The organism is Geomonas oryzae (assembly GCF_004117875.1).
Lineage (GTDB): Bacteria > Desulfobacterota > Desulfuromonadia > Geobacterales > Geobacteraceae > Geomonas > Geomonas oryzae.
This window is the reverse complement of sequence record NZ_RAHW01000010.1, coordinates 16,292-40,997: the sequence shown is the minus strand read 5'-3', so window position 1 is coordinate 40,997 and position 24,706 is coordinate 16,292. Positions and strand designations below refer to the sequence as shown.

Annotated in this window: 20 protein-coding genes and 4 tRNA genes; 16 read left to right on the top strand and 8 right to left on the bottom strand. The window is 61.2% G+C overall.

Features of this window, described 5'->3' with window-relative positions; genetic code table 11:
* Window positions 1–81: 81 nt before the first annotated feature.
* From D6Z24_RS19940 to D6Z24_RS19925, 4 genes are all read right to left on the bottom strand, one after another.
* Complete coding sequence (locus D6Z24_RS19940) at window positions 82–2,343, bottom strand: sensor histidine kinase (protein WP_129128370.1); 2,262 nt, start codon at window positions 2,341–2,343, stop codon at window positions 82–84.
* 129 nt (window positions 2,344–2,472) lie between these two features.
* Window positions 2,473–3,390, bottom strand: coding sequence for a UDP-3-O-acyl-N-acetylglucosamine deacetylase (lpxC, locus tag D6Z24_RS19935; protein ID WP_129128369.1), 918 nt, complete (start codon window positions 3,388–3,390; stop codon window positions 2,473–2,475).
* A 192-nt stretch (window positions 3,391–3,582) separates the two neighbouring features.
* Window positions 3,583–5,268: an ABC1 kinase family protein gene (locus tag D6Z24_RS19930; protein WP_129128368.1), complete on the bottom strand. Its 1,686-nt coding sequence runs from the start codon at window positions 5,266–5,268 to the stop codon at window positions 3,583–3,585.
* Window positions 5,256–5,588, bottom strand: a complete 333-nt coding sequence (locus tag D6Z24_RS19925) for a phasin family protein (RefSeq protein ID WP_129128367.1) — start codon at window positions 5,586–5,588, stop codon at window positions 5,256–5,258. Before D6Z24_RS19925 ends, D6Z24_RS19930 begins: the two co-directional genes overlap by 13 nt.
* A gap of 154 nt (window positions 5,589–5,742) precedes the next feature.
* Between D6Z24_RS19925 and D6Z24_RS19920 the strand changes: the two genes are divergently transcribed.
* Together D6Z24_RS19920 and msrA are read left to right on the top strand one after the other, a co-directional pair.
* The gene (locus D6Z24_RS19920; RefSeq protein WP_129128366.1) at window positions 5,743–7,530 is read left to right on the top strand and encodes a GspE/PulE family protein; all 1,788 of its coding nucleotides are present in this window, start codon (window positions 5,743–5,745) and stop codon (window positions 7,528–7,530) included.
* A 66-nt stretch (window positions 7,531–7,596) separates the two neighbouring features.
* A complete protein-coding gene (msrA, locus tag D6Z24_RS19915; protein WP_129128365.1) occupies window positions 7,597–8,151 on the top strand; it encodes a peptide-methionine (S)-S-oxide reductase MsrA in 555 nt (184 codons plus the stop codon).
* A 15-nt stretch (window positions 8,152–8,166) separates the two neighbouring features.
* Here msrA and D6Z24_RS19910 read toward each other — a convergent pair whose 3' ends face one another.
* The 3 genes from D6Z24_RS19910 to D6Z24_RS19900 all read right to left on the bottom strand — a co-directional run bounded on the left by D6Z24_RS19910 (window position 8,167) and on the right by D6Z24_RS19900 (window position 12,903).
* Window positions 8,167–10,305 (bottom strand): hybrid sensor histidine kinase/response regulator, encoded by a 2,139-nt coding sequence (locus tag D6Z24_RS19910; RefSeq protein WP_129128364.1) that lies wholly within the window; start codon window positions 10,303–10,305, stop codon window positions 8,167–8,169.
* 66 nt (window positions 10,306–10,371) lie between these two features.
* Window positions 10,372–11,607, bottom strand: coding sequence for a glucose-1-phosphate adenylyltransferase (gene glgC / locus D6Z24_RS19905; RefSeq protein ID WP_129128363.1), 1,236 nt, complete (start codon window positions 11,605–11,607; stop codon window positions 10,372–10,374).
* 39 nt (window positions 11,608–11,646) lie between these two features.
* Window positions 11,647–12,903, bottom strand: a complete 1,257-nt coding sequence (locus tag D6Z24_RS19900) for a ChaN family lipoprotein (protein ID WP_129128362.1) — start codon at window positions 12,901–12,903, stop codon at window positions 11,647–11,649.
* 422 nt (window positions 12,904–13,325) lie between these two features.
* Between D6Z24_RS19900 and leuB the strand changes: the two genes are divergently transcribed.
* The 9 genes from leuB (at window position 13,326) to D6Z24_RS19855 (ending at window position 22,110) form a co-directional block, all read left to right on the top strand.
* A complete protein-coding gene (gene leuB / locus D6Z24_RS19895) occupies window positions 13,326–14,414 on the top strand; it encodes a 3-isopropylmalate dehydrogenase (protein WP_129128361.1) in 1,089 nt (362 codons plus the stop codon).
* A gap of 65 nt (window positions 14,415–14,479) precedes the next feature.
* Window positions 14,480–15,577 carry an aspartate-semialdehyde dehydrogenase gene (gene asd / locus D6Z24_RS19890; RefSeq protein ID WP_129128360.1) on the top strand — a complete coding sequence of 366 codons (1,098 nt, stop codon included), beginning with the start codon at window positions 14,480–14,482 and terminating at the stop codon, window positions 15,575–15,577.
* A gap of 122 nt (window positions 15,578–15,699) precedes the next feature.
* Complete coding sequence (locus D6Z24_RS19885) at window positions 15,700–16,719, top strand: aspartate-semialdehyde dehydrogenase (protein ID WP_129128359.1); 1,020 nt, start codon at window positions 15,700–15,702, stop codon at window positions 16,717–16,719.
* 60 nt (window positions 16,720–16,779) lie between these two features.
* Complete coding sequence (gene truA / locus D6Z24_RS19880; protein WP_129128358.1) at window positions 16,780–17,532, top strand: tRNA pseudouridine(38-40) synthase TruA; 753 nt, start codon at window positions 16,780–16,782, stop codon at window positions 17,530–17,532.
* A gap of 123 nt (window positions 17,533–17,655) precedes the next feature.
* Complete coding sequence (rplM, locus tag D6Z24_RS19875) at window positions 17,656–18,084, top strand: 50S ribosomal protein L13 (RefSeq protein WP_129128357.1); 429 nt, start codon at window positions 17,656–17,658, stop codon at window positions 18,082–18,084.
* 22 nt (window positions 18,085–18,106) lie between these two features.
* Entirely contained in the window at window positions 18,107–18,496 is a 390-nt protein-coding gene (gene rpsI / locus D6Z24_RS19870) for a 30S ribosomal protein S9 (RefSeq protein WP_129128356.1), read from the top strand.
* A gap of 306 nt (window positions 18,497–18,802) precedes the next feature.
* Complete coding sequence (gene argC, locus D6Z24_RS19865; RefSeq protein ID WP_129128355.1) at window positions 18,803–19,843, top strand: N-acetyl-gamma-glutamyl-phosphate reductase; 1,041 nt, start codon at window positions 18,803–18,805, stop codon at window positions 19,841–19,843.
* A 126-nt stretch (window positions 19,844–19,969) separates the two neighbouring features.
* Window positions 19,970–21,805 (top strand): YgiQ family radical SAM protein, encoded by a 1,836-nt coding sequence (locus tag D6Z24_RS19860; protein ID WP_129128354.1) that lies wholly within the window; start codon window positions 19,970–19,972, stop codon window positions 21,803–21,805.
* A gap of 2 nt (window positions 21,806–21,807) precedes the next feature.
* Window positions 21,808–22,110, top strand: a complete 303-nt coding sequence (locus D6Z24_RS19855; protein ID WP_129128353.1) for a YciI-like protein — start codon at window positions 21,808–21,810, stop codon at window positions 22,108–22,110.
* Here the strand turns inward: D6Z24_RS19855 and D6Z24_RS22115 are convergent.
* Complete coding sequence (locus D6Z24_RS22115) at window positions 22,017–22,370, bottom strand: DUF2917 domain-containing protein (RefSeq protein WP_129128352.1); 354 nt, start codon at window positions 22,368–22,370, stop codon at window positions 22,017–22,019. The two genes, D6Z24_RS19855 and D6Z24_RS22115, sit on opposite strands and share 94 nt — an antisense overlap.
* Before the next feature lie 565 nt (window positions 22,371–22,935).
* Between D6Z24_RS22115 and D6Z24_RS19845 the strand changes: the two genes are divergently transcribed.
* The 5 genes from D6Z24_RS19845 (at window position 22,936) to tuf (ending at window position 24,665) form a co-directional block, all read left to right on the top strand.
* A tRNA-Thr gene (locus tag D6Z24_RS19845) sits at window positions 22,936–23,011 on the top strand.
* A 31-nt stretch (window positions 23,012–23,042) separates the two neighbouring features.
* Window positions 23,043–23,127, top strand: a tRNA-Tyr gene (locus tag D6Z24_RS19840).
* Between the two features lie 112 nt (window positions 23,128–23,239).
* Window positions 23,240–23,316, top strand: a tRNA-Gly gene (locus tag D6Z24_RS19835).
* Window positions 23,317–23,327: 11 nt separating this feature from the next.
* Window positions 23,328–23,403, top strand: a tRNA-Thr gene (locus D6Z24_RS19830).
* A gap of 71 nt (window positions 23,404–23,474) precedes the next feature.
* Window positions 23,475–24,665, top strand: a complete 1,191-nt coding sequence (gene tuf, locus D6Z24_RS19825; RefSeq protein WP_129128351.1) for an elongation factor Tu — start codon at window positions 23,475–23,477, stop codon at window positions 24,663–24,665.
* Window positions 24,666–24,706: the final 41 nt, after the last annotated feature.

Below are 24,706 nucleotides of genomic sequence, written 5' to 3'. Positions count from 1 at the left end.
ATATCTCTGTAACGGGAAGCGGCGGCAATCCTCCCGCCGTCCTTGGGGGCAAATGGTGATGGCCGATCCGGTGCCCTGCCGCTAGGCGTCGGCAGGCAGCTCGATGATGAAGCGGCTTCCCTTCGGGTAGTTCTCCTTGGCGCGGATGAAACCGTGGTGGTCGGAGATGATGGTGTTCACGATGGCAAGTCCCAGGCCGGTGCCGCTTTTTTTCCTGGAGAAGTACGGCTCGAACAGGCGCGGCCGGTCCTCGGCGGGGATGCCGTGGCCGGTGTCGGATACGGTGAAGGTGGCCATCTTGAGCGTGCTGTCGTAGCAGGTGGCGAGTTCGACCTCTCCCTCACCCTCGATGGCGGCGACCGCGTTGTCCAGGAGGTTGATCACCACGCGCTTTATCTGGTCCCGGTCCAGCATGATCGGCGGCATCTTCTCGTCGGCGTCGAGCGAGAAACGTATGTGGCGGTGCCCCTCCTCGTAGAGGGTGAGCGCCTCCTTCAGGATGTCGTTCAGGTCGTTTAGCTTCGGGACCGAGGCCGGCATCCGGGCGAAGTTGGAGAACTCGTTCACGAGCCCCTTCAATTCGTCCACCGACTTGATGATCATGGCGGTGCACTGGTCGAAGACCTCCTCCTCCCCCTCGAAGCGTGAGAGGTAGCGTTTTCTGAGCCGCTGCGCCGAGAGCTGGATCGGGGTGAGCGGGTTCTTGATCTCGTGGGCGATCCTTCTCGCCACCTCGCGCCAGGCCGCCATCCTCTGCGCCTTGATCAGGGAGGTCAGGTCGTCGAGCACGACCACCATCCCCATGAAGGCGTCGTTCTCGTCCTTCAGGACGGTCAGGTTGGTGAGCAGGGTGAGCTCGCCGTCGCGCATCGGGATGGTCACCTGGCGCACGATGGAGTCGTGTTTCTGGAGCACCATGTCGCGCAAAAGCCCCTTCACGATGTCCAGGTGCTCGGGCTGCAGCACCTCGCGGAAGTTCTTGCCGTTCACCTTCTCGCTGTTGATGAGCAGGAGCTTTTCGGCCGACTTGTTCACCGTGGTGAGGAGCCCGTCCTTGTCCACCGAGATGATGCCGGCGGTCACGTTGGCAAGGACCGCCTCCATGTAGCGGCGCCGCTGCTCGAGCTCCATGTTGCTCTTTTGCAGCTCCTCGTTGGTGTGCTGCAGGGCGAGCTGGTTCGCGCGCAGGTCCTCGGTCATCCGGTTGAAGGAGGCGATGAGCATGCCGATCTCGTCGCCGCTTCCCTCGCCTAAGTGCACGTCCAGGTTCCCCTCCGCAACCTGCCGGGTCGCCTCGGCCAGTTCCTGGATCGGGATGGTGAGGCTGCGGGCGAGGTACACCCCGAACCAGACCGCGAGGAACACGATCACCATGGTGATCAGGAAAAGGGTGAGGATGTAGCCGGTGGCGATCGGGTGCTTGAGGATCTTCAGCTGCCGGAACTCGTGGTAGGAGGCGGAGATCTCGCGCATCTTCGAGACGAGGGAGTAGGGGACGTAGTAGTTTACGACGATGACGCCGACGACGTCCTTGTCGTTGAAATTGCTCCTGATCGGCACGATGCCGCGGATCAGGTCCGCCTTGCCGATCGCGTTCACCCGGGTGAGCTTCTGTCCCGCGAGCCCGACGTTTATGTCCTCGGAGGAGGGATTGGTGAACTCGCCCAGGGGGAGTTTCGGGTTCCCGGCGCGGAAGAGCTCCTCGCGCTGCGCCGAGAAGACCTCGACGACGCCCAGGTTGTACTCCTCCTGCTTCTGGCGCACCAGGGCCTTCAACTGGGGGAGGTTCTCGTCGTTTAGGAGCTTTCTCTCCTTGATGGTGTCGCTTATCTGCTGACCGTAGTAGAGGGAGTTGGCCGCGGAGGTCTTGTAGTAGACCTGTGCCACCTCCATCGACTCGTTCAGCGAGGTCTCCACCTGTTTGTTGAACCAGTTCTGGATGCTGTTGGTGATGAAACCGGCCGACACGAAGAAAAGGAGCATGGTCGGCACGAGCGAGAGGGTGACGAAGGCGAGTACGAGCTTCGTACGCAGCTTGGCCCCCGGGGTGTTCTTGCGTCGCTCGAGGAACAGCTTGGTGATGTTCCTGAACACGAGATAAACGAGGAGGATGATGAGGAGGATGATGACGTTGATGATGCCGAAGATGACGATGTTGCTTACCATCGGCACCTCGGAGGAGAGGCGCGACAGGTGGATCTCGAAGTAGGTGAGCAGGACGATCGAGATGAGCGAAACGACGACGATGACCGCCTCGCGCTTTCTCTTTCTGATCTCGCTGGGGGAAAGATCGCTTCCCTGGCCGTGCGGGGGAAGCTCTCCTTTTTTGGCAGACATTGGCATCAGGCCACTCTATACGAACGGGCTAGGGATTTCAAGCACTTCGACACGGTCCTGGAAACGAGAAAAGCAGCCCCCGTAAGGAGCTGCTTTCTTTTTTATCTCGATCTCGATCCGACCCTCGGTCTGCCTCTATGCCTCCAGCCAGGAAAGCTCCGGCAGGGCGATGTTGAAGGGGGCGTTGAAGGCCTGCGGGGTGAACTCGATCAGGGTGTAGCAGTCCGGACGTTTCAAAAGCTCCATGACCAGCTTGTGGTTCAGGTCATGTCCGGACTTGGACGCCTTCACGTGGCCGATCAGGCGGTGGCCGGCGAGCGACATGTCCCCTACGGAATCGAGGATCTTGTGACGCACGAACTCGTCCTGGAACCTGAGCCCCTCCGGGTTCAGCACACCCTGATCGCCGATGACGATGGCGTTGTCGAGCGAGCCGCCGAGCGCCAGGCCGTGCGCCTTCATCATCTCGACCTCGGCCAGGAAGCAGAAGGTGCGCGCGGAGGCGAACTCGTCGGCGAAGGTGCTCTGGCTGAACTCGAGCGAACGGGACTGGCTCTTCACCGCCGGGTGCGGGAAGTTCAGGTCGAATGAGATCTTGTAGTGACGCGAGGGGATGATGGACGCCTTCTTGTCCCCCTCGGTGACGGTAACCGGCTTCTTCACCACCAGGTACTTGCGTGCCTTTTTCGACTCCTTCACGCCGGCCTTGGCAATGGCCGCGATGAAGGGGGCGGCGGAGCCGTCCATGATGGGGACTTCCGGGCCGTTGATGTCGATGTGGGCGTTGTCGATGCCGCAGCCGTAGAGGGCCGCCATCAGGTGCTCGATGGTGGAGACGGTTGCCTCGCCGTTGCCGATGGTGGTGTTCAGCTTCGTGTTCACGACGTTCGTTGCGTGTGCTTCTATGGAAACCGCCGGGGTGAGGTCAACCCTGTGGAAGACGACGCCGGTGCCGGGATCCGCCGGGCGCAGCGTAATGGTGATCGTCTTGCCGGTGTGCAGGCCGATGCCGCTGAAGGTTACCTTGTTCCCCAAAGTCTGTTGGAATATCATCTGCTTGCTCCTGATAATCAGTATGCTTACCATCAAGCAAGTTGTGCGCCAAATCGGCCGCCGTGCTTCTCATTGGAAAAAAGCACGCTGCTACGGTCTTGTAGACGGGGTGGTTTACTGGAGAGGGAGGAAAAACGGGTGTGGTAAAAATGCGCCTGTGGTGTCAGTGCAACGAGGAGTGTTGCGTTTTTGCTACAGTCTGCCGGAGCGGAGGATGGCGATCATCCACCAGATGCCGACGAGGCCCGCGCAGGTGTAACCGAAGAAGGCGAAGGCGGGGAGCCCCCAGAGCATCGGGCCGCGGTTTCCCTGCATGGCGATGGATGAGCCGATCAGCAGGGCGGCGATGATGAGGGAGAGGCAGAGCCGGTTCGCCGAGCGGTCCAGCTCCTTGGAGAAGCGGTCCAGGCCGCGGTGCTCCAGGTCGATGCGGAACTTGTTGCGGTTTACCTTGTTGAGGATCTCCTTCACGTCGCGCGGCAGGTTGCGGGCGAGGGTCAGGTAACCCTCGACCCCCTGCTCCACCTCGTGGAAAAGGCGTCCCGGGGAGCGTTGCCGGCGGAACTCGCGCTCCAGGAAGGGACGCAGGTGCCCGACCATGTCGAAGTCCGGGTCGAGCCGGCGCCCCATCCCCTCGACCACCACCAGCACCTTCACCAGCATGGTGAGGTCCGGATGCACCTTGATGCGGTGCGTGGAGATCAGGTCGATGAACTCCATGAGCATGCGCCCTACCTCGATCTCCTTGAGCGGGATCTCGAAGTAGCTGTCGATGAATTCGGCGAGCGCCTTCTTGAGCGCCTGCATGTTGACCGTCTCGGCGGCGTCGCCCGCCTCCACGATGACGTAGGCGAGCCCCTCGACGTCGCGGTTGATCACCGCCACGAGGACGTCGGTCAGGTAGCGTTTCACCGAGGGGTCGAGCCTTCCCACCATGCCGAAATCGAGGAGGCAGATCACGTTGTCCTTCAGGATCAGGACGTTGCCGGGATGGGGGTCGCCGTGGAAGAAGCCGTGGTCGAGCACCATCTTCAGAAAGACCCTGGCACCGCGTGCGGCGATCTCGCGGCCGTCGAGTCCAGCCTTCTCGATGGCCACGGTGTCGCTCACCTTGATCCCTTCCACGTACTCGGTGGTGAGCACCCCTTTCGAAGTCGCCTCCCAGTAGACCTTCGGGAAGTAGAGGGTGGCGTCCCCCTTGAAGTTGTCCCGGATCTTCTCGATGGCGTGCCCTTCGCGGGTGAGGTCCAGCTCCCGCCTGATGGTGTAGGAGAACTCGCGCACCACCCCGACCGGATCGTAGATGTCGCTGCGGGCCATGTGGCGCTCCAAAAGAAGCGCCACCCCCATGAGGATGTCGATGTCGGTTTCCACCGCCTCGACCACCCCCGGGCGCCTCACCTTCACCACCACGTCCTCGCCGGTAACCAGCGTGGCGCGGTGCACCTGCGCGATGGAGGCCCCCGCGATCGCCTCGGGCTCCACGTACAGGAAGCGCTGCTCCAAGGGGACGCCGAGCTCGTGCTCGATCTGCTCTTTGATCTCCTCGAAGGGGAGGCACGGGATCTTGTCCTGCAGGTGGGTGAGCTCCTGGACGAAGGAGGCCGGGATGATGTCGGCGCGGGTGGAGAGGAGCTGCCCCAACTTGATGAAAGTGGTGCCGAGCTCCTCGAGGGCCAGACGCAGGCGCTCCGGCGCCGACAGGTGGGCGGCCTTCGGGGGGCGACGCCTCAGGACCCGGCGCGAGAAGTCCAGCACCTGCCCGAGGTTCAGGTACTCGAGCAGATGCCCGAGCCCGTACCCCCCGATGACGGTGATGATCTGGCGGTAGCGCCTGATGCTCCTGACGTTGCGGTTTATGTTTACTATCCTAAACACTCATCCTCCGGCTGCGAGGTGGCGCTCTGGGCCTGCAGCGCCTCGAGTGTCTTCACGCGCCGTTCCAGCTTTTCGAACTCCTCGCGCGACACCATCCCCATCCGGTCCAGCGCCTTTTTCACTTCGGTCTCGGCCATCTCGGCGCTCTTTTGCTGCCCGGTGCGCGCCATCTCCTGGATCCGCTCAAGGAAGGCCCGTCCTTCCTCCTCGCTGATCTTGTAGCGCGACTTCATCTCCTGGACCATCTCCTCGCCCTTTTTCTGGGTGATCGCCGCCGCACCGAGAGCCGTCAGCACTGCCTTCTCGAAAAGTTCAAACATGGTACCCCTCCTCTGGCATCTTTAGTGGATCGCCTCGCCTCATAGGCGCAATCTAATGATATCGGCGGAGGCTTCTTTGTCAAACTTGCACCTCCTTGACATCACTAAGTTTCTCGCGGATACTCGCAGGTTTATTCCCATTAAAGGTGGAGCCATGCAGAAAAAGAAGGCGGTGACCATAAGAAACGTCGCGCTCATCCTCCTGCAGCGCGAGCTGATCGGCCGCGAGCAGTTCGAGGAACTCATGCAGAAGGGGGAGGCGCAGGCCCACCGGCTGGCCGGGGCGCAGCAGGCGGGTTATTCGCGCAGGCTGCAGCAGGGGCCGGAGAAGCCTTCTCCCGCCGAGGTCATCGCGTCGCTCAACCTGGAGATCGCCGGATCCGGCGGCAGGCTTCTCACCGAGGACGCCATCACCGAGGTGCTGGCCGCCGCCGTCGGCCTGCCGTACATGAAGATCAACCCGATGAAGCTCGACCTGGACGTGGTTACCGCGCACATCTCGCGCCCCTTCGCCTTGCGGCACATGATCGTCCCGGTGGGGAGTGACGACGGCGTGGTGACCCTCGCGGTCGCGGACCCCTTCAACGACGAGGTGATCGAGGAGCTTAGGAGCCTGAAGAGGGTCGAGTTTCGCCGCGTGCTCGCCTCGCGCAACGACATCCTGAAGATCCTGAGGGAGTTCTTCGGTTTCAGGGCGTCGGTGCTGGCCGCCGAGAGCGAGGTCGCCGCCTCCGTCGACCTCGGCAACCTCGAGCAGTTCGTGCGCCTGAAAAGCGGGCACGAGATCGAGGGTACGGACCGCAACATCATCTCGGCTGTCGATTTCCTGCTGCAGTACGCCTTCGACCAGAGGGCGAGCGACATCCACATCGAGCCCAAGCGGGAGAAGTCCCTGGTGCGCCTTAGGGTGGACGGGGTGCTGCACAACGTGCACACGGTCCCCAAACAGTTGCATCCCCCCATCGTCTCCCGTATCAAGATGCTCTCCCGCATGGATCTGGCCGAGAAAAGGCGCCCGCAGGACGGCAGGATCAAGACGAGCCATGACGGTCGCGAAGTCGAGCTGCGCGTCTCGACCCTTCCGGTCGCCTTCGGGGAGAAGGTGGTGATAAGGATCTTCGACCCGGACGTCCTGATGCAGGAACTGGACACCATCGGCTTTTATCCTCGGGAGTACCAGCTCTACAGCTCCTTTTTGCGCCGCCCGAACGGCATCATCCTGGTCACCGGTCCCACCGGCAGCGGCAAGACCACGACGCTCTACTCGTCGCTTCGGACCCTCTCCTCGCCCGAGGTGAACATCGTGACCGTCGAGGATCCGATCGAGATGGTGATGGAGGAGTTCAACCAGGTCGGCGTGCAGTCGGGGATCGGGGTGACCTTCGACAAGGTGCTGAGAAACGTGCTCAGGCAGGACCCGGACATCATCATGATCGGCGAGATAAGGGACAGGGAAACGGCGGAAAACGCGGTGCAGGCCGCGCTCACCGGGCACCTGGTGCTCTCAACGCTGCACACCAACGATGCCCCGTCCTCGGTGACGCGGCTTTTGGATCTCGGCGTCCCCTCCTTTTTGATCTCCTCCACCGTGGTCGGCATCATCGCGCAGCGGCTTTTGCGCAAGATCTGCCCGGCCTGCAAGAAGGAGCGTCACCTGAGCGCGGAGGAGGCCGAGTACCTCGGGCTCAAGCGTTCCCCGGCGGTCTGGGCCGGGGAGGGGTGTCCCGAGTGTCGCGGCACCGGCTACAAGGGAAGGACCGGGATCTTCGAGGTGCTGGACGTGAACGAGGCGGTGAAGGCGGTGATCACCGAGCGGATGGACCTGGGCGAGTTGCAGGCGGCCGCCCGCAACGACGGCCTGGTGACCCTGCGGGAGCTCGCGGTGAGGAAGATGCTGGAGGGAATAACCACCTACGAAGAGGTCATCGCGGTGACCGGGTGAGGCGTCGGACCAGTCGGACCAGTCGGACCAGTCGGACGCGGCGCCAAGGGCGCCAAAGGAGAAGCCATGGAAAACCGTTCCACAAACCCAGCCACCCAGACCGCCATCTTCGCCGGCGGCTGCTTCTGGTGCATGGAGCCGGTCTTCGACAGCATCCCCGGCGTCCTTTCGGTGATGCCCGGTTACAGCGGCGGCTTTCTGCCCGACCCAAGCTACCAGCAGGTCTGCGAGGGTGAAACGGGGCACCTCGAGGCGGTGGAAATCGTCTTCGACCCGTCGCGGGTGAGCTACCGGGAACTGCTGCTGGTCTTCTGGCGCAACATAGACCCCACCACGAAAAACAGGCAGTTCTGCGACTACGGCCCCCAGTACCAGACCGCGGTATTTTACCTCGACGAGGAACAGCGCCGGGAAGCCGAGGAGTCGCGCGACGAGGCGCAACGGATGAACCTTCTGGGGGCGCAGGTGCTCACGGAGATACGCCCGGCGTCGGAGTTCTACCCGGCCGAGGAGTACCACCGGCAGTACTACAAGAAGAACCCGTATCACTACCAGCGCTACCATGACGGATGCGGTCGCAACTGGCGCTTGAAGGAATTGTGGGGCGAAAAGAAGGGATAGGGGGCTCCCGGTGCGCTACCGGCGGCAGGCCACCTTTTCAAGCGTCTGCTGCAGGTCGCTGCAACGGTACGGTTTCACCACCGCCGCGCAGAAGCCGTACTCGGTGTAGCTTGCCATGACCGGGTCGTTCGAGTAGCCGCTTGAAACGATCAATTTCGCCTGCGGGTCGAATTCCAGGATCCGCTGCGCCGCCTCCTTTCCCCCCATCCCCGCAGGTATGGTCAGGTCCATGATGGCCGCCGCGAACACCTCTCCCCCCTCGAACGCTTCCCGATAGAGCCGTACCGCCTCTTCGCCCGTGCCGCAGGTCGCCACGCGATAACCCAGGTACTGCAGCATCTCCTGCGCCAGGGTCCTTATCGGCTCTTCGTCGTCCATCACGAGGACGCTTGCCCCGCCCCCGCCGCGAGGCGCCGCGGGCTCCTTCTGCGCTTCCTGCTCCGGTGCGGCTTCCCCCGCCGAGGGGAGGTAGAAGGTGAGCGTGGTACCCTCGCCCGGTACGGAATCGACCTCCACCTTGCCGCCGTGCCTGCTGACGATGGAGTGGACCGAGGCGAGCCCGAGACCGCTACCCCCGGGCTTCGTGCTGTAGTAGGGATCGAAGATCCGCTTCTGCTCCTGGTACGGGATGCCGCACCCCGCATCGGTGAAGGATACCTTCACGTACTCCCCCGCCGGCAGCATCATGGGGTTTACTGCAGGGAGCCGGAGATTTTCCGCCTTGACCGAGATGGCGCCCCCGCCGGGCATGGCCTGGCAGGCGTTGATGATCACGTTGCTGAAGGCCTGGTTTATCTGCCCCTCGTCCGCCTCGATGGCGTGCAGGTCGGCGGGAAGGTCCACTTTCGTCTGCACCTTGGTGCCGTGCAGCGCAAGGGAAAGGGATTCCTGCACCAGCTTCGCGACCGATACCACCTTCTTGATCGGCTGCCCCCCTTTGGAAAAAGTGAGGAGCTGGTGTGCGAGCTCGGCGGCGCGCTGCGACGCCTTCTCGGCGTTTTTGATCGGACCCAGGGCCGGGTGGTTTCCCTCCAGCATCAGTTCCGCGAAGGAGAGGTTGCCGAGGATCCCGGTGAGGATGTTGTTGAAGTCGTGCGCGATGCCTCCTGCCAGGACCCCCAGTGACTCGAGCTTCTGGGCCTTCAGGATCTCGCTTTGCATTGCTTCCCATTTGGAGATGTCGGTGAAGGTGAACAGGATGCGGTGGTAAACCAGGCGGGTGTTCAGGATGACGTGCCGCAAGGTGCCGTCGATGCAGGTGATCTTCGCTTCGATGGGGGCGATGACGCCGCTCTCCAGGGTCTCGCCGATCCCGGCGCGCCAGGCACCCAGGATCTCGTCGCGGTAGGAGGGGTCGGGAAGGGCCCGCTGCATGAGCTCCTCCATGGTGGGGCGGTCGGCGGAGGTGAAGCCCAACCAGTCGCTCACGTAACCGTTCACGTACTCGATGACCCCCGCCTCGTTGGCCCATGCGACCCCCGCCGGCATCTCCTCCATGAGGACCTTCAGGATCTCCTCGTTCTGTCTGAGCGCCTCCTCGATCTCCTTGCGCGCGGTGATGTCGCGCACCAGCACGATGATCCGGTCGATGCCGCCGATCTCGGCGCGGCGCAGGCTCACCTCGGACCAGAACAGGGTGCCGTCCTTTTTCCTGCTGCGCCATTCGAAGGTCTGCGCCGTCCCCCGGGCCGCCAGTTCGAGGCGCCGCCGCGCCTCTTCCTCGGAGTAGGGGGGCTCGCCCAGGCTCAACTGCTGCAGCGTGAGGTTTATCGCCTCCTCTTGCGTGTAGCCGAACATGTCGCACATGGTCCGGTTCACGTCGACGAGGGCGCCGCTCGCAGCATCGTGTATGAAGAGGGCGTCGTTGACGTTGTGGTAGATCGTCTGGAAGCGCGCCTCGCTCTGCTCCAGTTTCACCATCGATTCGGCGAGGCGTCCGGCGAAGCGCCCGATCAACTGGTAGAGCAGGAACGAGGTGACCAGGATGAAGAGGAGCCCCTTGTAGACCTCGATCTGGTCGGCGATGTGGCGGTCGGTGACCAGCCAGATCAGGGCGTACCCCGAAAGGTAGATCCAGGCGCTGCCGAAAAGGGCGTAGACCCCCACGATCTTGTGAATCTCACGTTGCTGGCTCTTCTTGATTGCTCCCCGCATGCGTGCTCCCGCCGGAAGGCGTCTGGCTGCGGTGGCCGAAGAGGTTTCTTTTTTCTGTTTCCTTCGTTACGACGCCAGAGATACCACCACGATCCCGGATTCGGTCACCCGGTACCCCTTGGCGCGGTCCTGCTCGTGATCGAAGCCGATCTCGGAACCGTCGGGGATGACGACGTTCTTGTCGATGATGGCCCGCTTGATCTTCACGTGGCGCCCTACCGTCACGTTCTCGAAGAGGATGGAATCCTCGACGATGCTGTAGCTGTTCACCTTGCAGCGCGGTCCCAGGATGGTGCGGGTCACCGTGGCGCCGCTCGTGATGCACCCGGCGCAGACGTAGGAGTCGATGTTGACGCCGCGCCTTCCTTCCTCGTCGAAAACGGTCTTCGCGGGCGGCAGGTTCCCCTGGTTGGTGAGGATCGGCCACTTGTAGTTGTAAAGGTTTAGCTGCGGCGAGACGTGGATCAGGTCCATGTTCGCCTCGTAGTATGACTCGATGGTCCCCACGTCCTTCCAGTACCCCTTCTCCTCGGCCTTCATCCCCGGGATGATGTTGTCGTTGAAGTTGTAGGCGAACACCTTGTCCCGGTTTTCCAGCATCATGGGGATGACGTGCTTGCCGAAGTCGAGGTCCTCGTGCCTCTTCTTCCCCTCCAAGAGCACCTCGATCAGTTTCTTGGTCGAGAAGATGTAGTTCCCCATGGAGGCGAAGCAGGTGTCCCGGCCGGGGATGCTCTCCGGCTGCTTCGGTTTCTCCTTGAAGTCGGTGATCTTGTAGTCCTCGTCGACGGAGAAGACCCCGAAGCGGGTTGCCTCCTGGACGGGCACCTCCAGCGCCGCGACGGTGAGGTCGGCCCGGTTCCTGCGGTGATAATCGATCATCTGGCTCACGTCCATCTTGTAGATGTGGTCACCGCCGAAGATGGCGACGTAGTCGGCGTCGGAGGATTCCACGAAGCGCAGGTACTGCAGGATCGCGTCGGCGGTCCCCTTGAACCACTCCTCGCTCTCCGAGCTCGTCTCCGGGGAAATCGCCACGAAGAACTCGCCCAGGCCGGTCCATTTTCCCCACGATTCGCGAATGTGCTTGTTGAGCGAGTAGGCGCGGTACTGGGTCAGGATGTAGACCTTCTTGATCCCCGAGTTGAAGAGGTTGCTCAACACGAAGTCGATGATCTTGTATTTGCCACCGAACATGACGCTCGGTTTGGCCCTTCTGATGGTGAGGGGGCTCAGCCTTTCCCCCTTGCCTCCGGCAAGCACCATGGCGATGGTGTTCCCGGCATTACTCATGGCATACATGACATATCCTCCTGGATGCTTTTGCGATTACCTGCCGGGTCACGGCTTGCCGTGCTGATGCGCTTTCCCTTCCTTGAACAGCACCTCGAGGGAGAGCGTCTCCCCCTTGCGTTCCACCTTCAGTCTGGATTTGTCCCCCGGGTGCTTCTGCTTGATGGCCCAAACGAGATCGAAGGATTCCTTCAGCGGTTCACCGTCCATCTCGAGGACCACGTCCCCCTCCTGGAGCCCGGCGCGCGAGGCGTTGGAATCCGGCAGGACCATTTTCACGGTAAGGCCGGAGCCCTTGCCGGTCGGCTCGAACATGACGCCCAACTGGACCTCGGGCTGGGGAAGCCCCTCGTAGGCGTAGTGCACCAGGAAGTCGTACGGCGGCGAGGGAAAGTCCGGCAGATCGACGTTCATGGTCACCGGCGCTTCTGTTCTGGTAACCACCACCTCGCGGCCGCCGATTGAGACGTAGGAGGTGGGGACGCGGCGAAACACCCGGCGCGGGATGCCGAAGCCGTAGCCTATGTGGTTCCCTCCCGCGATGATGACGAGGCTGCGTTCCTTGCCGGCGGGGCTTAAAAGGTAGCGCGCCGCCGTCTCGGCCATGGTTTCGTCCCACAGGGTCTGGACCCGCAGGAACCCCTCGACGGCCATCTTGCCGTGGCTGTGGTCGGCGAAGATGCTTTCAGTCTGGGCGCGCTGGTACCGGTCGGTGAGATCCATTTCGGGGAGCTGGGCCTTCTGCTCCGCGGTGAGTGCGGAAAGATCGCCGCTGCGCACCGCCTGCACGATTTCCTTCTCGGCGTTCAGGGCGATCACCGGGATGTGCTTATCCCTGCAGAAAAGGAGCAGATCTCGGTAGTAGCCGAAGTCCATCCTCCAGGTGTCGAACCAGTGCGACTCTTTGATGAAGGTCTTCTCGTCCAACTCCCCCGCCACCCACCGGTCCAGCACCGGTTGTTGCGAGCGCGTGAACATCTCCATTCCGAGCGCGACCTTACCGGGTCGGCGCTCCTCCATCGCCTTCAGGACGTCCAGCTCCAGGCGGTGCGCCGCCGGGTTGTCGTGGGTCTCCCCGACGTAGACGACCCGTGCGTCGGTAACCACCGCGTTCATCTGCTGCGGTGTCACCAGTATCCCGGTCGGAAGATGGATGATGTCGCCGACCTTGGGAGGTGCGGAGAGCGGGTACGGGTTTTCGGGGTTGCCGAGCACGTGGCTTCCGGCGGAGGTTGTGGAACAGGCGGTCATGGCAAGAAGGGAGAGGACGGCGGCGAGCCGCCCCAAGCGGGCTGCGAATGGCATTGCGTCTCCTGAATCAGATGTAGTCGTTTCGGTTTTGCCGGCATGATGTCACGGCTCCGGAAAAGGATGTTCGGTTGCGCAGGTAATGATACCTTCTCTAATGAACTTGTCCAGCAGCCCCTCGTCATGAACGGGGGACGAGGAGGGGGCGAGCAGCGCCGCATAGCGAGTGCGGCTGCACTGAAACGGTGCGGAGAAATGTAGCACAACCCTTCATTGAGATAAACTAAAAGTTTTACCGTTCTCTAATAAAACCGTTGTCGCACTGTTCTTTTTCTTACTTTGACTGGATGAGACGTTGCCGTTTTAACTCTGGTCATGGTTTGGGACGCTAAACGTATGTTTGACGGCCTTTTTTATGTTGACAATATGACAGTCCCGCAAATAGAATCGCCTATTTAATACATATCGGAGGTTGTGCAATGGGACAGCTTTTTAAGGTAGCGGTGCTGCCGGGTGACGGTATAGGTCCGGAGGTAATGGCAGAGGCACTCAAGGTGCTCGATGCGGTCGAGACACGCTATGACGTGAAATTCGAGCGGACGCACGCGAACGTGGGCGGCGCAGGCATCGATCTCGAGGGGCGCGCCCTTCCCGAGACCACCGTAAACATATGCAAGGCTGCCGATGCCATCCTCTTCGGTTCCGTGGGCGGGCCCAAGTGGGAAACCCTGCCGCCGGACGAGCAGCCGGAGCGAGGCGCCCTTTTGCCGCTCAGAAAGATCTTCGGCCTCTACGCGAACCTGCGTCCCGCCATCATCTTCCCGTCGCTGACCAGCGCCTCCTCGTTAAAGGAAGAGGTGATCGCAGGCGGCTTCGACATCCTGGTGATCCGCGAGCTGACCGGCGGCATCTACTTCTCCCAGCCCAAGGGTATCGACGGGGAAGGGCGTGAGCGCGTCGGCGTCGACACCATGCGCTACAGCGTCCCGGAGATCGAGCGCATCGCCCACGTCGCCTTCCAGGCGGCTAGGAAACGCGGCAAGAAGGTCTGCTCCATCGACAAGGCGAACGTGCTTTCCACCTCGGTGCTCTGGCGCGAGATCGTGATCAACATCGCCAAGGAATACCCGGACGTCGAACTCTCCCACATGTATGTGGACAACGCCGCCATGCAGCTGGTAAGGTGGCCGAAGCAATTTGACGTCATCCTCTGCGAGAACATGTTCGGCGACATCCTCTCCGACGAGGCCGCCATGCTCACCGGCTCGCTCGGGATGCTCCCCTCCGCCTCGCTTGCCGAGGGGACCTTCGGCATGTACGAGCCCTCCGGCGGCAGTGCCCCGGACATCGCGGGCCAGGGGATCGCGAACCCGATCGCCCAGATCCTTTCCGCAGGGATGATGCTTCGTTACTCCTTCGGCATGGTCGAGGCGGCCGACGCCATCGACAACGCCGTCGCCAAGGTGCTCGACGAGGGTTACCGCACTCGCGACATCTACCAGGAGAAGGCGGGCGAGAAGCTGGTCAACACGAAGGAGATCGGCGACGCCATCATCGCGAATCTTTAATCACAGTGGAGGCAGGTCCGCCTGCCGGTGCATATAAAACAATTCAACAGAAAGGAAGATCGCCTATGAAAGTCGGTATGGTCGGTTGGCGTGGCATGGTTGGCTCCGTTCTCATGCAGCGCATGCAGGAAGAGAACGATTTTGCTGGAATCGAACCGGTATTCTTCACAACCTCGCAGGTGGGGCAGGCAGCTCCCATGAACGCGGGGACGCTCAAGGATGCCTCGGACATCAACGAGCTGAAGAAACTGGACGTGATCATCACCTGCCAGGGGGGTGACTACACCAAGGCGATCCGTCCCGAGTTGAAGAAGGCCGGCTGGAACGGCTACTGGATCGACGCGGCGAGCACCCTGCGCATGGAGGACGACGCGGTCATCATCCTCGATCCGATCAACCGCAACGTCATCGACGCGGCGCTCTCCAAGGGGATCAAGGACTACATCGGCGGCAACTGCACCGTGAGCCTCATGCTCATGGGCCTGGGCGGCCTCTTCAAGGCGGGCGTTGTGGAATGGCTCTCCTCGATGACTTATCAGGCGGCTTCCGGCGCAGGCGCTCCGAACATGCGCGAGCTTCTCTCCCAGATGGGCGTGCTGCACGGCGCCGTGGCCGAACAGCTCGCCACCCCGGGCTCCGCGATCCTCGAGATCGACAGGAAGGTTACCGCGACCCTGAGAAGCGCTGAGCTGCCGACCAAAGAGTTCGGTTTCCCGCTCGCCGGCAGCGTGCTTCCGTGGATCGACCGCGAGGTCGAAGACGGCCAGAGCCGCGAGGAGTGGAAGGGGTACGCCGAGACCAACAAGATCCTAGGCGCCACCAACCCGATCCCGGTGGACGGCATCTGCGTGCGCGTGGGCGCCATGCGCTGCCACAGCCAGGCGATCACCATGAAGCTCACCAAGGACATCCCGATCGGCGAGATCGAGGAGATGATCAAGAACGACAACCAGTGGGTGAAGTTCATTCCCAACAACAAGGCCGACTCCCTGGCGGGGCTTACCCCGGCAGCCGTTTCCGGTTCGCTCACCGTACCGGTGGGCCGCGTGCGCAAGATGAAGATGGGGCCGCAGTACCTCTCCGCCTTCACCTGCGGTGATCAGCTTCTTTGGGGTGCCGCCGAGCCGCTGCGCCGCATGCTGCAGATCCTGAAGGAGCGGTAGAAACAGCGGACAATTGGGCAATTGACGATTGTCCGAATGGTCGAACCACAACGGAGCGCGTCGCCCCTTTCTTTCACGGGTGGCGCGCTCCCGTTTTTGTCTTTGGAGGAGATGTAAAGAGTATGAAGAAAACGTGGAACGTAGCAGTGGTGGGCGCGACCGGCGCCGTGGGGACCCAGATGATCGAGTGTCTCGTGGAGAGGAACTTCCCGGTAGGGAAGATCAAGTTCCTGGCGAGCTCGAGAAGTGCCGGGCAGGTGCTCGAATACGACGGCAAGCCGGTGACGGTAGAGGAGTTGACCCACGATTCCTTCGAGGGGATCGACATCGCCCTCTTCTCGGCGGGAGGTGCCCGCTCCGAGGAGTTTTGCCCCTCCGCCGTAAAGGCGGGCGCCGTCTGCATCGACAATTCGAGCGCCTGGCGCATGAACCCGGACGTGCCGCTCGTGGTGCCCGAGGTGAACCCGCACGCCATTGCCGATTACAAGAAAAAGGGGATCATCGCGAACCCCAACTGCTCCACCATCCAGATGGTGGTGGCGCTCAAGCCTTTGCACGACTTCGGCACCATCAAGAGGATCGTCGTCTCTACCTATCAGGCGGTTTCCGGGACCGGGAACAAGGCGATCGACGAGCTGCGCATCCAGACCGGCGAGCTCTTGAACGGCCGTCCTCCGAAGGTCGAGGTTTACCCGCACCGCATCGCCTTCAACTGTCTGCCGCAGATCGACTCCTTCTGCGACAACGGTTACACGAAGGAAGAGATGAAGATGGTGAACGAGACCAGGAAGATCATGGAGGCGGATATCGCCACCACCGCCACCTGTGTCAGGGTGCCGGTTTTCTACGGGCATTCCGAGTCGGTGAACATCGAGACGGAGAAGAAGATCACCGTCGCCAAGGCGCGTGAGATTCTGGAAGATGCGCCGGGGGTGGAGCTGGTGGATAACCCGGGTAACGGTGAGTACCCGATGGCGATGGACGTGGCCGGAGAGGACCTCACCCTGGTGGGGCGCATCCGCGAGGACGTCACCATCAAGAACGGCCTGAACCTCTGGATCGTTGCCGACAACCTGAGAAAAGGTGCCGCCACCAACGCCGTGCAGATCGCCGAGCTGCTGATCGAGGATTATCTGCAGTAGCCGTTGAAGTCAGACAGTCTGACCTGTCCGACTGGTCCGACTGCTGACCCCGGAACACATATGCGCAACATCAAGCTGATAATAGAATACGACGGCACCGCCTATGCCGGGTGGCAGGTGCAGCCCAACGGGCTCACCATCCAGGAGGTCATGGAAAAGGCGCTCGCGCAGATGCTCGGCGAGCGAACCACTCTGCACGCCTCCGGCCGCACCGACGCGGGGGTGCACGCCCGCGGCATGGTCGCCTGCTTCAAGACCGAACGCACCATGCCGCTGCGCGCCTTCCGCGAGGGGCTGAACTCGCTCCTCCCAAGCGACATCGCGGTGCGCGAGGCGGCCGAGGTGCCGCTCGACTTCCACCCGCGCTTCGATGCGCAGGCGAAGCACTACCGCTACACCATGCTCCTGGACGACCTCCGTTCGCCGCTTGCCCGCCACACCGCCTGGCGCGTGAAGGGAAAGCTCGACGTCGAAGCGATGCGCGCGGCCTGCAAGGTCTTCGTGGGCGAGCACGACTTCGCCGCCTTCCGGGGCTCGAACTGCGCCGCGAAAACCACCGTGCGCCGCATCTACAGCATGGAGCTCGTACAGGATGGCCGCCTGCTTCACTTGGACATCAACGGCAGCGGCTTTCTCAAAAACATGGTGCGCATCATCACCGGCACACTCATAGAGGTGGGGCAGGGAAGGCTCTCTGTTGCCGATGTGGCGCGCCTTCTCAAAGGGGGAAATCGTCAGCACGCAGGGATGACGGTTCCGCCCCAAGGGCTCTGTCTTATGCAGGTTTTTTACCCCGGACAGGACGGGGAATGACGGGCTTTTAACAGTCCTTTAATTTTCTGCCCGGTTTTTTGTCTTGACATGGGCGGACGATTCGATTAAATTCTCAATCTTCTGTAAGTTTATGTGCTAATTCCAGATAGCTGTGAGGTTTCGATGAAGACGCAAGTTGCCAAAAAAGAAGAAGTGACCAGGGATTGGTACCTGGTTGATGTGGATAATAAGGTGCTCGGCCGTGTCGCGACTGAAATCGCCAACGTGCTGCGCGGCAAGAACAAGCCGACCTTTACCCCGAGTGTGGACACCGGCGACTTCGTCATCGTCGTGAACGCAGAGAAGATCGCCCTCACCGGCAAAAAGCTTTCCGACAAGACCTACTACAGCCACTCTGCGTTCCCGGGCGGCCTGAAAGAGATCTCCGCCGGTAAGCTCATCGACAAGAAGCCGGAAGAGCTGATCAAGAAAGCCGTGAAGGGCATGCTTCCCAAGAACAAGCTCGCCCGCCACATGCTCAAGAAGCTGAAGATCTACAGCGGCGGCGCTCATCCGCATGCTGCTCAGAATCCGAAGAATCTGAACATTTAATTCGTTCATCAGGAGATAGAAAATGGCAGTGAGTTTTTACGCAACTGGGAAAAGGAAGTCGTCCATCGCCAGGGTTTGGCTCAAGCCCGGCAACGGCGAGATCATTGTAAATACCAAGACTCTTGACAGCTACTTCGGCCGCGAGACCTCCAAGATGGTCGTCATGCAGCCCCTTGAGCTGACCGAGAACGTCGGCAAGTTCGACATCTTCTGCACCGTTAAGGGCGGTGGTGACTCCGGCCAGGCCGGTGCCATCAAGCACGGCATCACCAAGGCACTCATCGAGGCCGATGCCGACCTGCGCGGTACCCTGAAGAAGGCCGGGTTCATCACCCGCGACTCGCGCATCAAGGAAAGAAAGAAGTACGGCAAGAAGGCTGCTCGCGCAAGCTTCCAGTTCTCCAAGCGTTAATTCTTCGCTGGGAACAATTGCTGTTTCATTGCAAAGGAGGAATCCGTCAGGGTTCCTCCTTTTGCTGTTTCAAAAACCTTAAGAGCAAAACCGTTGGCCACGCTTGCGGGCCGTAGCGCATCAGCGCGAAGGCTCGGAGAAAATCTGAGGACATCTGAGAAAACCAAAGCAAAAAAGTTTTGTTTCTCTCAGATTTTCTCCGAAGTTCTCCGTGGCAAACGGTTTAAAGGTTTTGAGTGTCAATCTGTCTGGGAGCTGTGTTAACATCAAGCTTCCATTTTTTCCGTTATGAGAAGGGAGGCCTTTATGATCAAGGTTGCCATAGTCGGTGCCAGCGGTTACACCGGCGTCGAACTGATCCGTATTCTGCACGCCCACCCCGAGGTGGCCGTTACCTGCGTTACTTCCGAACAAAGCGCCGGGCGCCCGGTGAGCGATGTGTTCCCGACCCTGCGCGGCAGGTGCGATCTCATTCTCGAGCCCCTGGAGCCGGTAGGGATCGCCGAGCAGGTTGACGTGGTCTTCACCGCGCTGCCGCACAAGGCGGCCATGGCGGTGGTGCCTACCTTCCTCAAGATGGGGAAGGACGTCGTCGACCTCTCCGCCGATTACCGTCTGCACGACGCCGACGTCTATGGGAAGTGGTACGAAAAGCACCTCACCCCAGAGCTCCTCCCGCAGGCCGTGTACGGCATCCCCGAACTGCGTCGTGACAAGATCAAGGAGGCATTCCTCATCGCGAACCCCGGCTGCTACCCGACCAGCGTCATCCTCGGGCTCGCGCCGCTTCTGAAGGGGAAGGTGATCGACCCGAAGAGCATCATCGTCGACGCCAAATCCGGCACCTCCGGTGCGGGGCGCGGCGCCAAGGTCGACAACCTCTACTGCGAGGTGAACGAGGGCTTCAAGGCCTACGGCGTCGGCGGGGTGCACCGTCACATCCCGGAGATCGAGCAGGAACTTTCCCTGCTCGCGGGGAGCCCGCTGACCATCTCCTTCACGCCGCACCTGGTCCCGATGGACCGCGGCATCCTCTCCACCATCTACAGTGTGCCGACCGGCAAGGTGAGCGCGGCCGAACTCATCACGCTGTACGAGACCTTCTATGAGGGCGAGCCGTTCGTGAGGGTGCTCCCGGAGGGGGTTCTTCCGTCCACGGCGCACGTGAGAGGTTCGAATTTCTGCGACATCGGTGTCGTAGTGGATGAAAGGACCGGTCGGATCATCGTCGTTTCGGCGATCGACAACCTGGTGAAGGGGGCTTCCGGTCAGGCGGTTCAGAATATGAACCTGATGTGCGGCCTCCCCGAGACTCTCGGTCTCGATTTCCTCGGGATCTTCCCGTAAAGGCAAAACCGTTAGCCACGGAGAACTTCGGAGAAAATCTGAGAGAAGCAAAACCGGAAATCTTTTGGTTTTGACTTTCTCAGATGTCCTCAGATTTTCTCCGTGGCCAATGGTTTTAAGGTTTTTATGAAACAGGCACGACCCGCAAAGAAGCAGGCAGTACATAATCCTCCCAAAACGTCTACCGCGCAGTTTCTCCCCATCACCTTAGCCGAAGCCCGGGCACGCGGCTGGAACGAACTCGACGTCATTTTCGTCTCCGGCGACGCCTACGTGGACCACCCCTCCTTCGGGGTTCCGCTCCTCGCACGCCTGCTCGAGTCGAAGGGGTTGCGGGTCGGCATCATCCCGCAACCGGACTGGCGCAGCAAGGACCCCTTCATGGCGCTTGGGCGTCCGCGCCTTTTCTTCGCCGTGGCTGCCGGCGCCATGGACTCCATGGTCGCGCACTACACCCCGGCAAGAAAACTGCGCCGCGACGACGCCTACACCCCCGGCAACCGGCACGGCGCCCGCCCCAACCGCGCCACCATCATCTACACCTCGAGGCTGAAGGAGGCCTACCGCGACGTACCGGTGGTGATAGGCGGGATCGAGGCGAGCCTCAGGCGCTTCGCCCACTACGATTATTGGGAAGACAAGGTGCGCCGCTCAGCGCTCTTTGACGCGAAGGCCGACCTCCTTATCTACGGCATGGGGGAAAGCCCGCTTCTCGAGCTTGTCGAGCGGCTGCGCAAGGGGGAGCCCTTCGCCTCGATCCGCGACATCCGCGGCACAGCCTGCGCCGCGTCCGCCATCCCTGAGGCTGCCGGCGAGGTGGTCGAGTTGCCTGCCTACGAGAAGGTGGCGGCGGACAAATCGGCTTACGGCGAATCATTCCGTCTTCTTTCGCGCGAGCAGAACCCGGGCTGCGCCAAAATCGTGATCCAGCAGCACGCCACACGTTACCTGGTATGCAACCCGCCGGCCTGGCCCCTTTCAAAGACCGAGCTTGACGCGATCTACGCGCTTCCTTTCGTGAAGGCGCCACACCCGAGCTACAAGGAACCTATTCCCGCTTACGAACAGATCCGCAATTCCATCACGACGCACCGTGGCTGCTTCGGCGGGTGCGCTTTCTGCGCCATCACGCATCACCAGGGAAAGACCATACAGTCGAGAAGCGAACAAAGCGTCCTGCTAGAGCTGGAGCAACTGGCCTCCTTTCCCTGGTTCCGCGGCAGCGTGAGCGACCTCGGCGGGCCGACCGCGAACATGTTCGGGCTCTCCTGCGGCGATAAGGAGGCGGGGGACAAGTGTCGCCGGGATAGCTGCCTTTTCCCGAAGATCTGCAAAAACCTGGTCACCGACGACGCCGCCAGTGCGAGGCTCCTCGCCAAAGCGCGCCGCGTCTCGGGCGTCAAGCACGTCGCCGTTTCGTCCGGGGTCCGCTACGACCTCATGGAGCGACAGCCGCGCTACCTGCGCGAACTGGTCTCGCAGCACGTGAGCGGCCTTTTGAAGGTCGCGCCGGAGCACCTCACCGACCGGGTTACCTCGGTGATGCGCAAGCCGGGGCGCGACTGCTTTGAGCGCTTCAGGGATTCCTTTCAGAAGGAGAGCGCCAAGGCCGGGAAAAGACAGTACATCGTCCCGTACTTCATCTCCGGACACCCCGGATGTACTTTGTCCGACATGGTCGATCTGGCGCTCATGCTGAAAAGGTGGGGGATGCGTGTGGAGCAGGTCCAGGACTTCACCCCCACGCCCGGAACGCTCTCCACCTGCATTTACCACACGGGGGTCGATCCTTTCACCGGTCAGAAAGTGTACGTGGCACGAACGGACAGGGAGAAGGGGCTGCAGAAGGCGCTGCTTCTGTACCACGTGCCGGAAGAACGGAAAAACTGCCTGGCGGCGCTTAGGGAATGCGGCCGTGAGGACGCCGCTGCCGAATTGTTCGGCGGCAACAACAGGAGGTAGGCATGCATTATCTTTTGCTGTACGAGGTGGCGCCCGATTACCTGGAGCGCCGCGGCGAGTTCCGCGATGAGCACCTGGCGCTTGCATGGGAAGCGGCGGCGCGTGGCGAGTTGCTCCTTGGCGGTGCCCTCACCGACCCGGCCGACGGTGCCGTTCTACTTTTCGCGGCGGATTCGCCCGATGTTCCTGCCGCTTTCGCCAAGGCCGATCCTTATGTCCTGAACGGACTGGTTACCAAGTGGACCGTCCGCGGCTGGCATACCGTGGTAGGCCCACAGGCCCACGCCCCGGTGCATCCTTCCTGACCGTTTCTCAGCCGTATTTTATATCTCCGGGGAGTGTTGTCCGCTGCATGCTCGATGTTGTCGACGCAGAATTTTGCCGACGCGAGCGCTTCAGCCAGGGCTATGCACCCTTTTTCGAGCTCGAAGCCGGAACCCGCACGGATCACGTAGTCCCGCCCGTCACCGATGGTTATCCAGAGGGCTCCTTGGGTGCAGTGCAGCCGCAAACCGCTCCCCCCGCCAAGCCGCAAAACCTCCCCTTTTTCAAGCGAGCAGTCCATGGTCGCCTCCTTCCTGCGTGATGAGGCAACTATACCTGTGCACTGGAGATGAGTACAGATACAGGGCGGTTGTTTAGGCCCCCCGACAGTTGCCGGTATCTGGTGCTGTCTCTGCAAGGAATTGGAGAAACTGTACCCGTTGCTGACATTTTTAGGGTGCGGGTAGCGAGTCGTCTGTGCTCCTGTGACCGATGAGAGACGATGTCCACTCTTCACGCGGTCCACAGGACGAAGAGTGCGGTAGCTGGGACGAAGAAGGCGGTCGCCACGAAGACGCTCGTTGTCGCGGAAAATGAATGATGTTGGCTCTTACCGGAGTCAGTTCCTGCAAGACCTCCGTTACTGCAACGGACTGGCAGGCGAACCCCGCGATACTTCGGTGTTTACCTCGCGGCTTCGCAGTGGGGGCGGCCTGGCGAGGAGATTGTATACAACAGGGGGCGAAAAATATTTTGAACGCCGAGAAAAAAGATGTTGACAGTGAGACCCTTTTGCTTTAGAACAGGGATTCGCTTCGCAACACAAGGCGCTGAAGCAAAAAAGGTAGCAGATGATGGCGAATCAGGCTGGCGTAGCTCAATTGGTAGAGCAGCTGACTTGTAATCAGCAGGTTGCGGGTTCGAGTCCCATCGTCAGCTCCAGATTGAAAAAAGAATAGCATCACTTCTGTCTGGAGGGATTCCCGAGCGGCCAAAGGGAACAGACTGTAAATCTGTCGTCATCGACTTCGGAGGTTCGAATCCTCCTCCCTCCACCATATAAACTTCAGATGAGATGAGCTTCTGCTCAAATCAGGAGATCCTGGCGGATCGCTGGTACTGGTTGAGTGGAGAGTGATTCGAGTCAAAAAACTTCAGAGCAGGGAATTGGCGGGAATAGCTCAGTTGGCTAGAGCATCAGCCTTCCAAGCTGAGGGTCGCGGGTTCGAGTCCCGTTTCCCGCTCCAAAACAGAATACGCCCACATAGCTCAGTAGGTAGAGCACTTCCTTGGTAAGGAAGAGGTCACCGGTTCGAATCCGGTTGTGGGCTCCATCCCTTCTAGAAAAAAGCAAAAAAGCATCCAAACATAAAGGCTGTAGTAGATACATCAGGGAGGATTCCTCATGGCTAAAGCTAAATTCGAAAGAACTAAACCGCATGTAAACATAGGGACCATCGGTCACGTCGACCACGGCAAGACCACCCTGACCGCAGCCATCACCAAGGTGCTCGCCGGCAAGGGCCAGGCCGAGTTCAAGGCGTTCGACCAGATCGACAACGCACCGGAAGAGCGTGAGCGTGGTATCACCATCGCTACCGCCCACGTCGAGTACGAGACCGAGAAGCGTCACTACGCTCACGTCGACTGCCCGGGCCACGCCGACTACGTAAAGAACATGATCACCGGTGCTGCGCAGATGGACGGCGCGATCCTGGTTGTTTCCGCAGCTGACGGCCCGATGCCGCAGACCCGTGAGCACATCCTGCTCGCACGTCAGGTCGGCGTCCCCTACATCGTCGTGTTCCTGAACAAGGCCGACATGGTGGACGACGAGGAGCTCCTCGAGCTCGTCGAGCTGGAAGTTCGCGAACTCCTCTCCTCCTACGACTTCCCGGGCGACGATATCCCCATCATCAAGGGTTCCGCTCTGAAAGGGCTCGAGGGTGACCCGGGCGAACTCGGCGAGCAGGCCATCATGAAGCTGATGGACGCAGTCGACGCCTACATCCCGGAGCCGCAGCGCGCCATCGACAAGCCGTTCCTCATGCCGGTCGAGGACGTGTTCTCCATCTCCGGTCGTGGTACCGTTGCAACCGGTCGTGTCGAGCGCGGCATCGTGAAGGTCGGCGAGGAAGTCGAGATCGTCGGCATCAAGGCAACCGCCAAGACCACCGTTACCGGTGTTGAGATGTTCCGCAAGCTGCTCGACGAAGGTCGTGCAGGCGACAACATCGGCGCACTGCTCCGCGGTGTCAAGCGTGAGGAGATCGAGCGTGGCCAGGTTCTCGCCAAGCCGGGCTCCATCACCCCGCACACCAAGTTCAAGGCAGAGGCGTACATCCTCTCCAAGGAAGAGGGCGGCCGTCACACCCCGTTCTTCAACGGCTACCGTCCGCAGTTCTACTTCAGGACCACCGACGTTACCGGCGTGGTTGACCTCGAAGCCGGCGTCGAGATGGTTATGCCGGGCGACAACGTCTCGGTTACCGTCAACCTGATCACCCCGATCGCAATGGACGAAGGTCTGCGCTTCGCAATCCGCGAAGGCGGCCGTACCGTCGGCGCAGGCGTGGTTGCCTCCATCATCGAGTAACAGCGACGGACTCTGAGTCCCGGAAGTTCGGGATGAGAAAA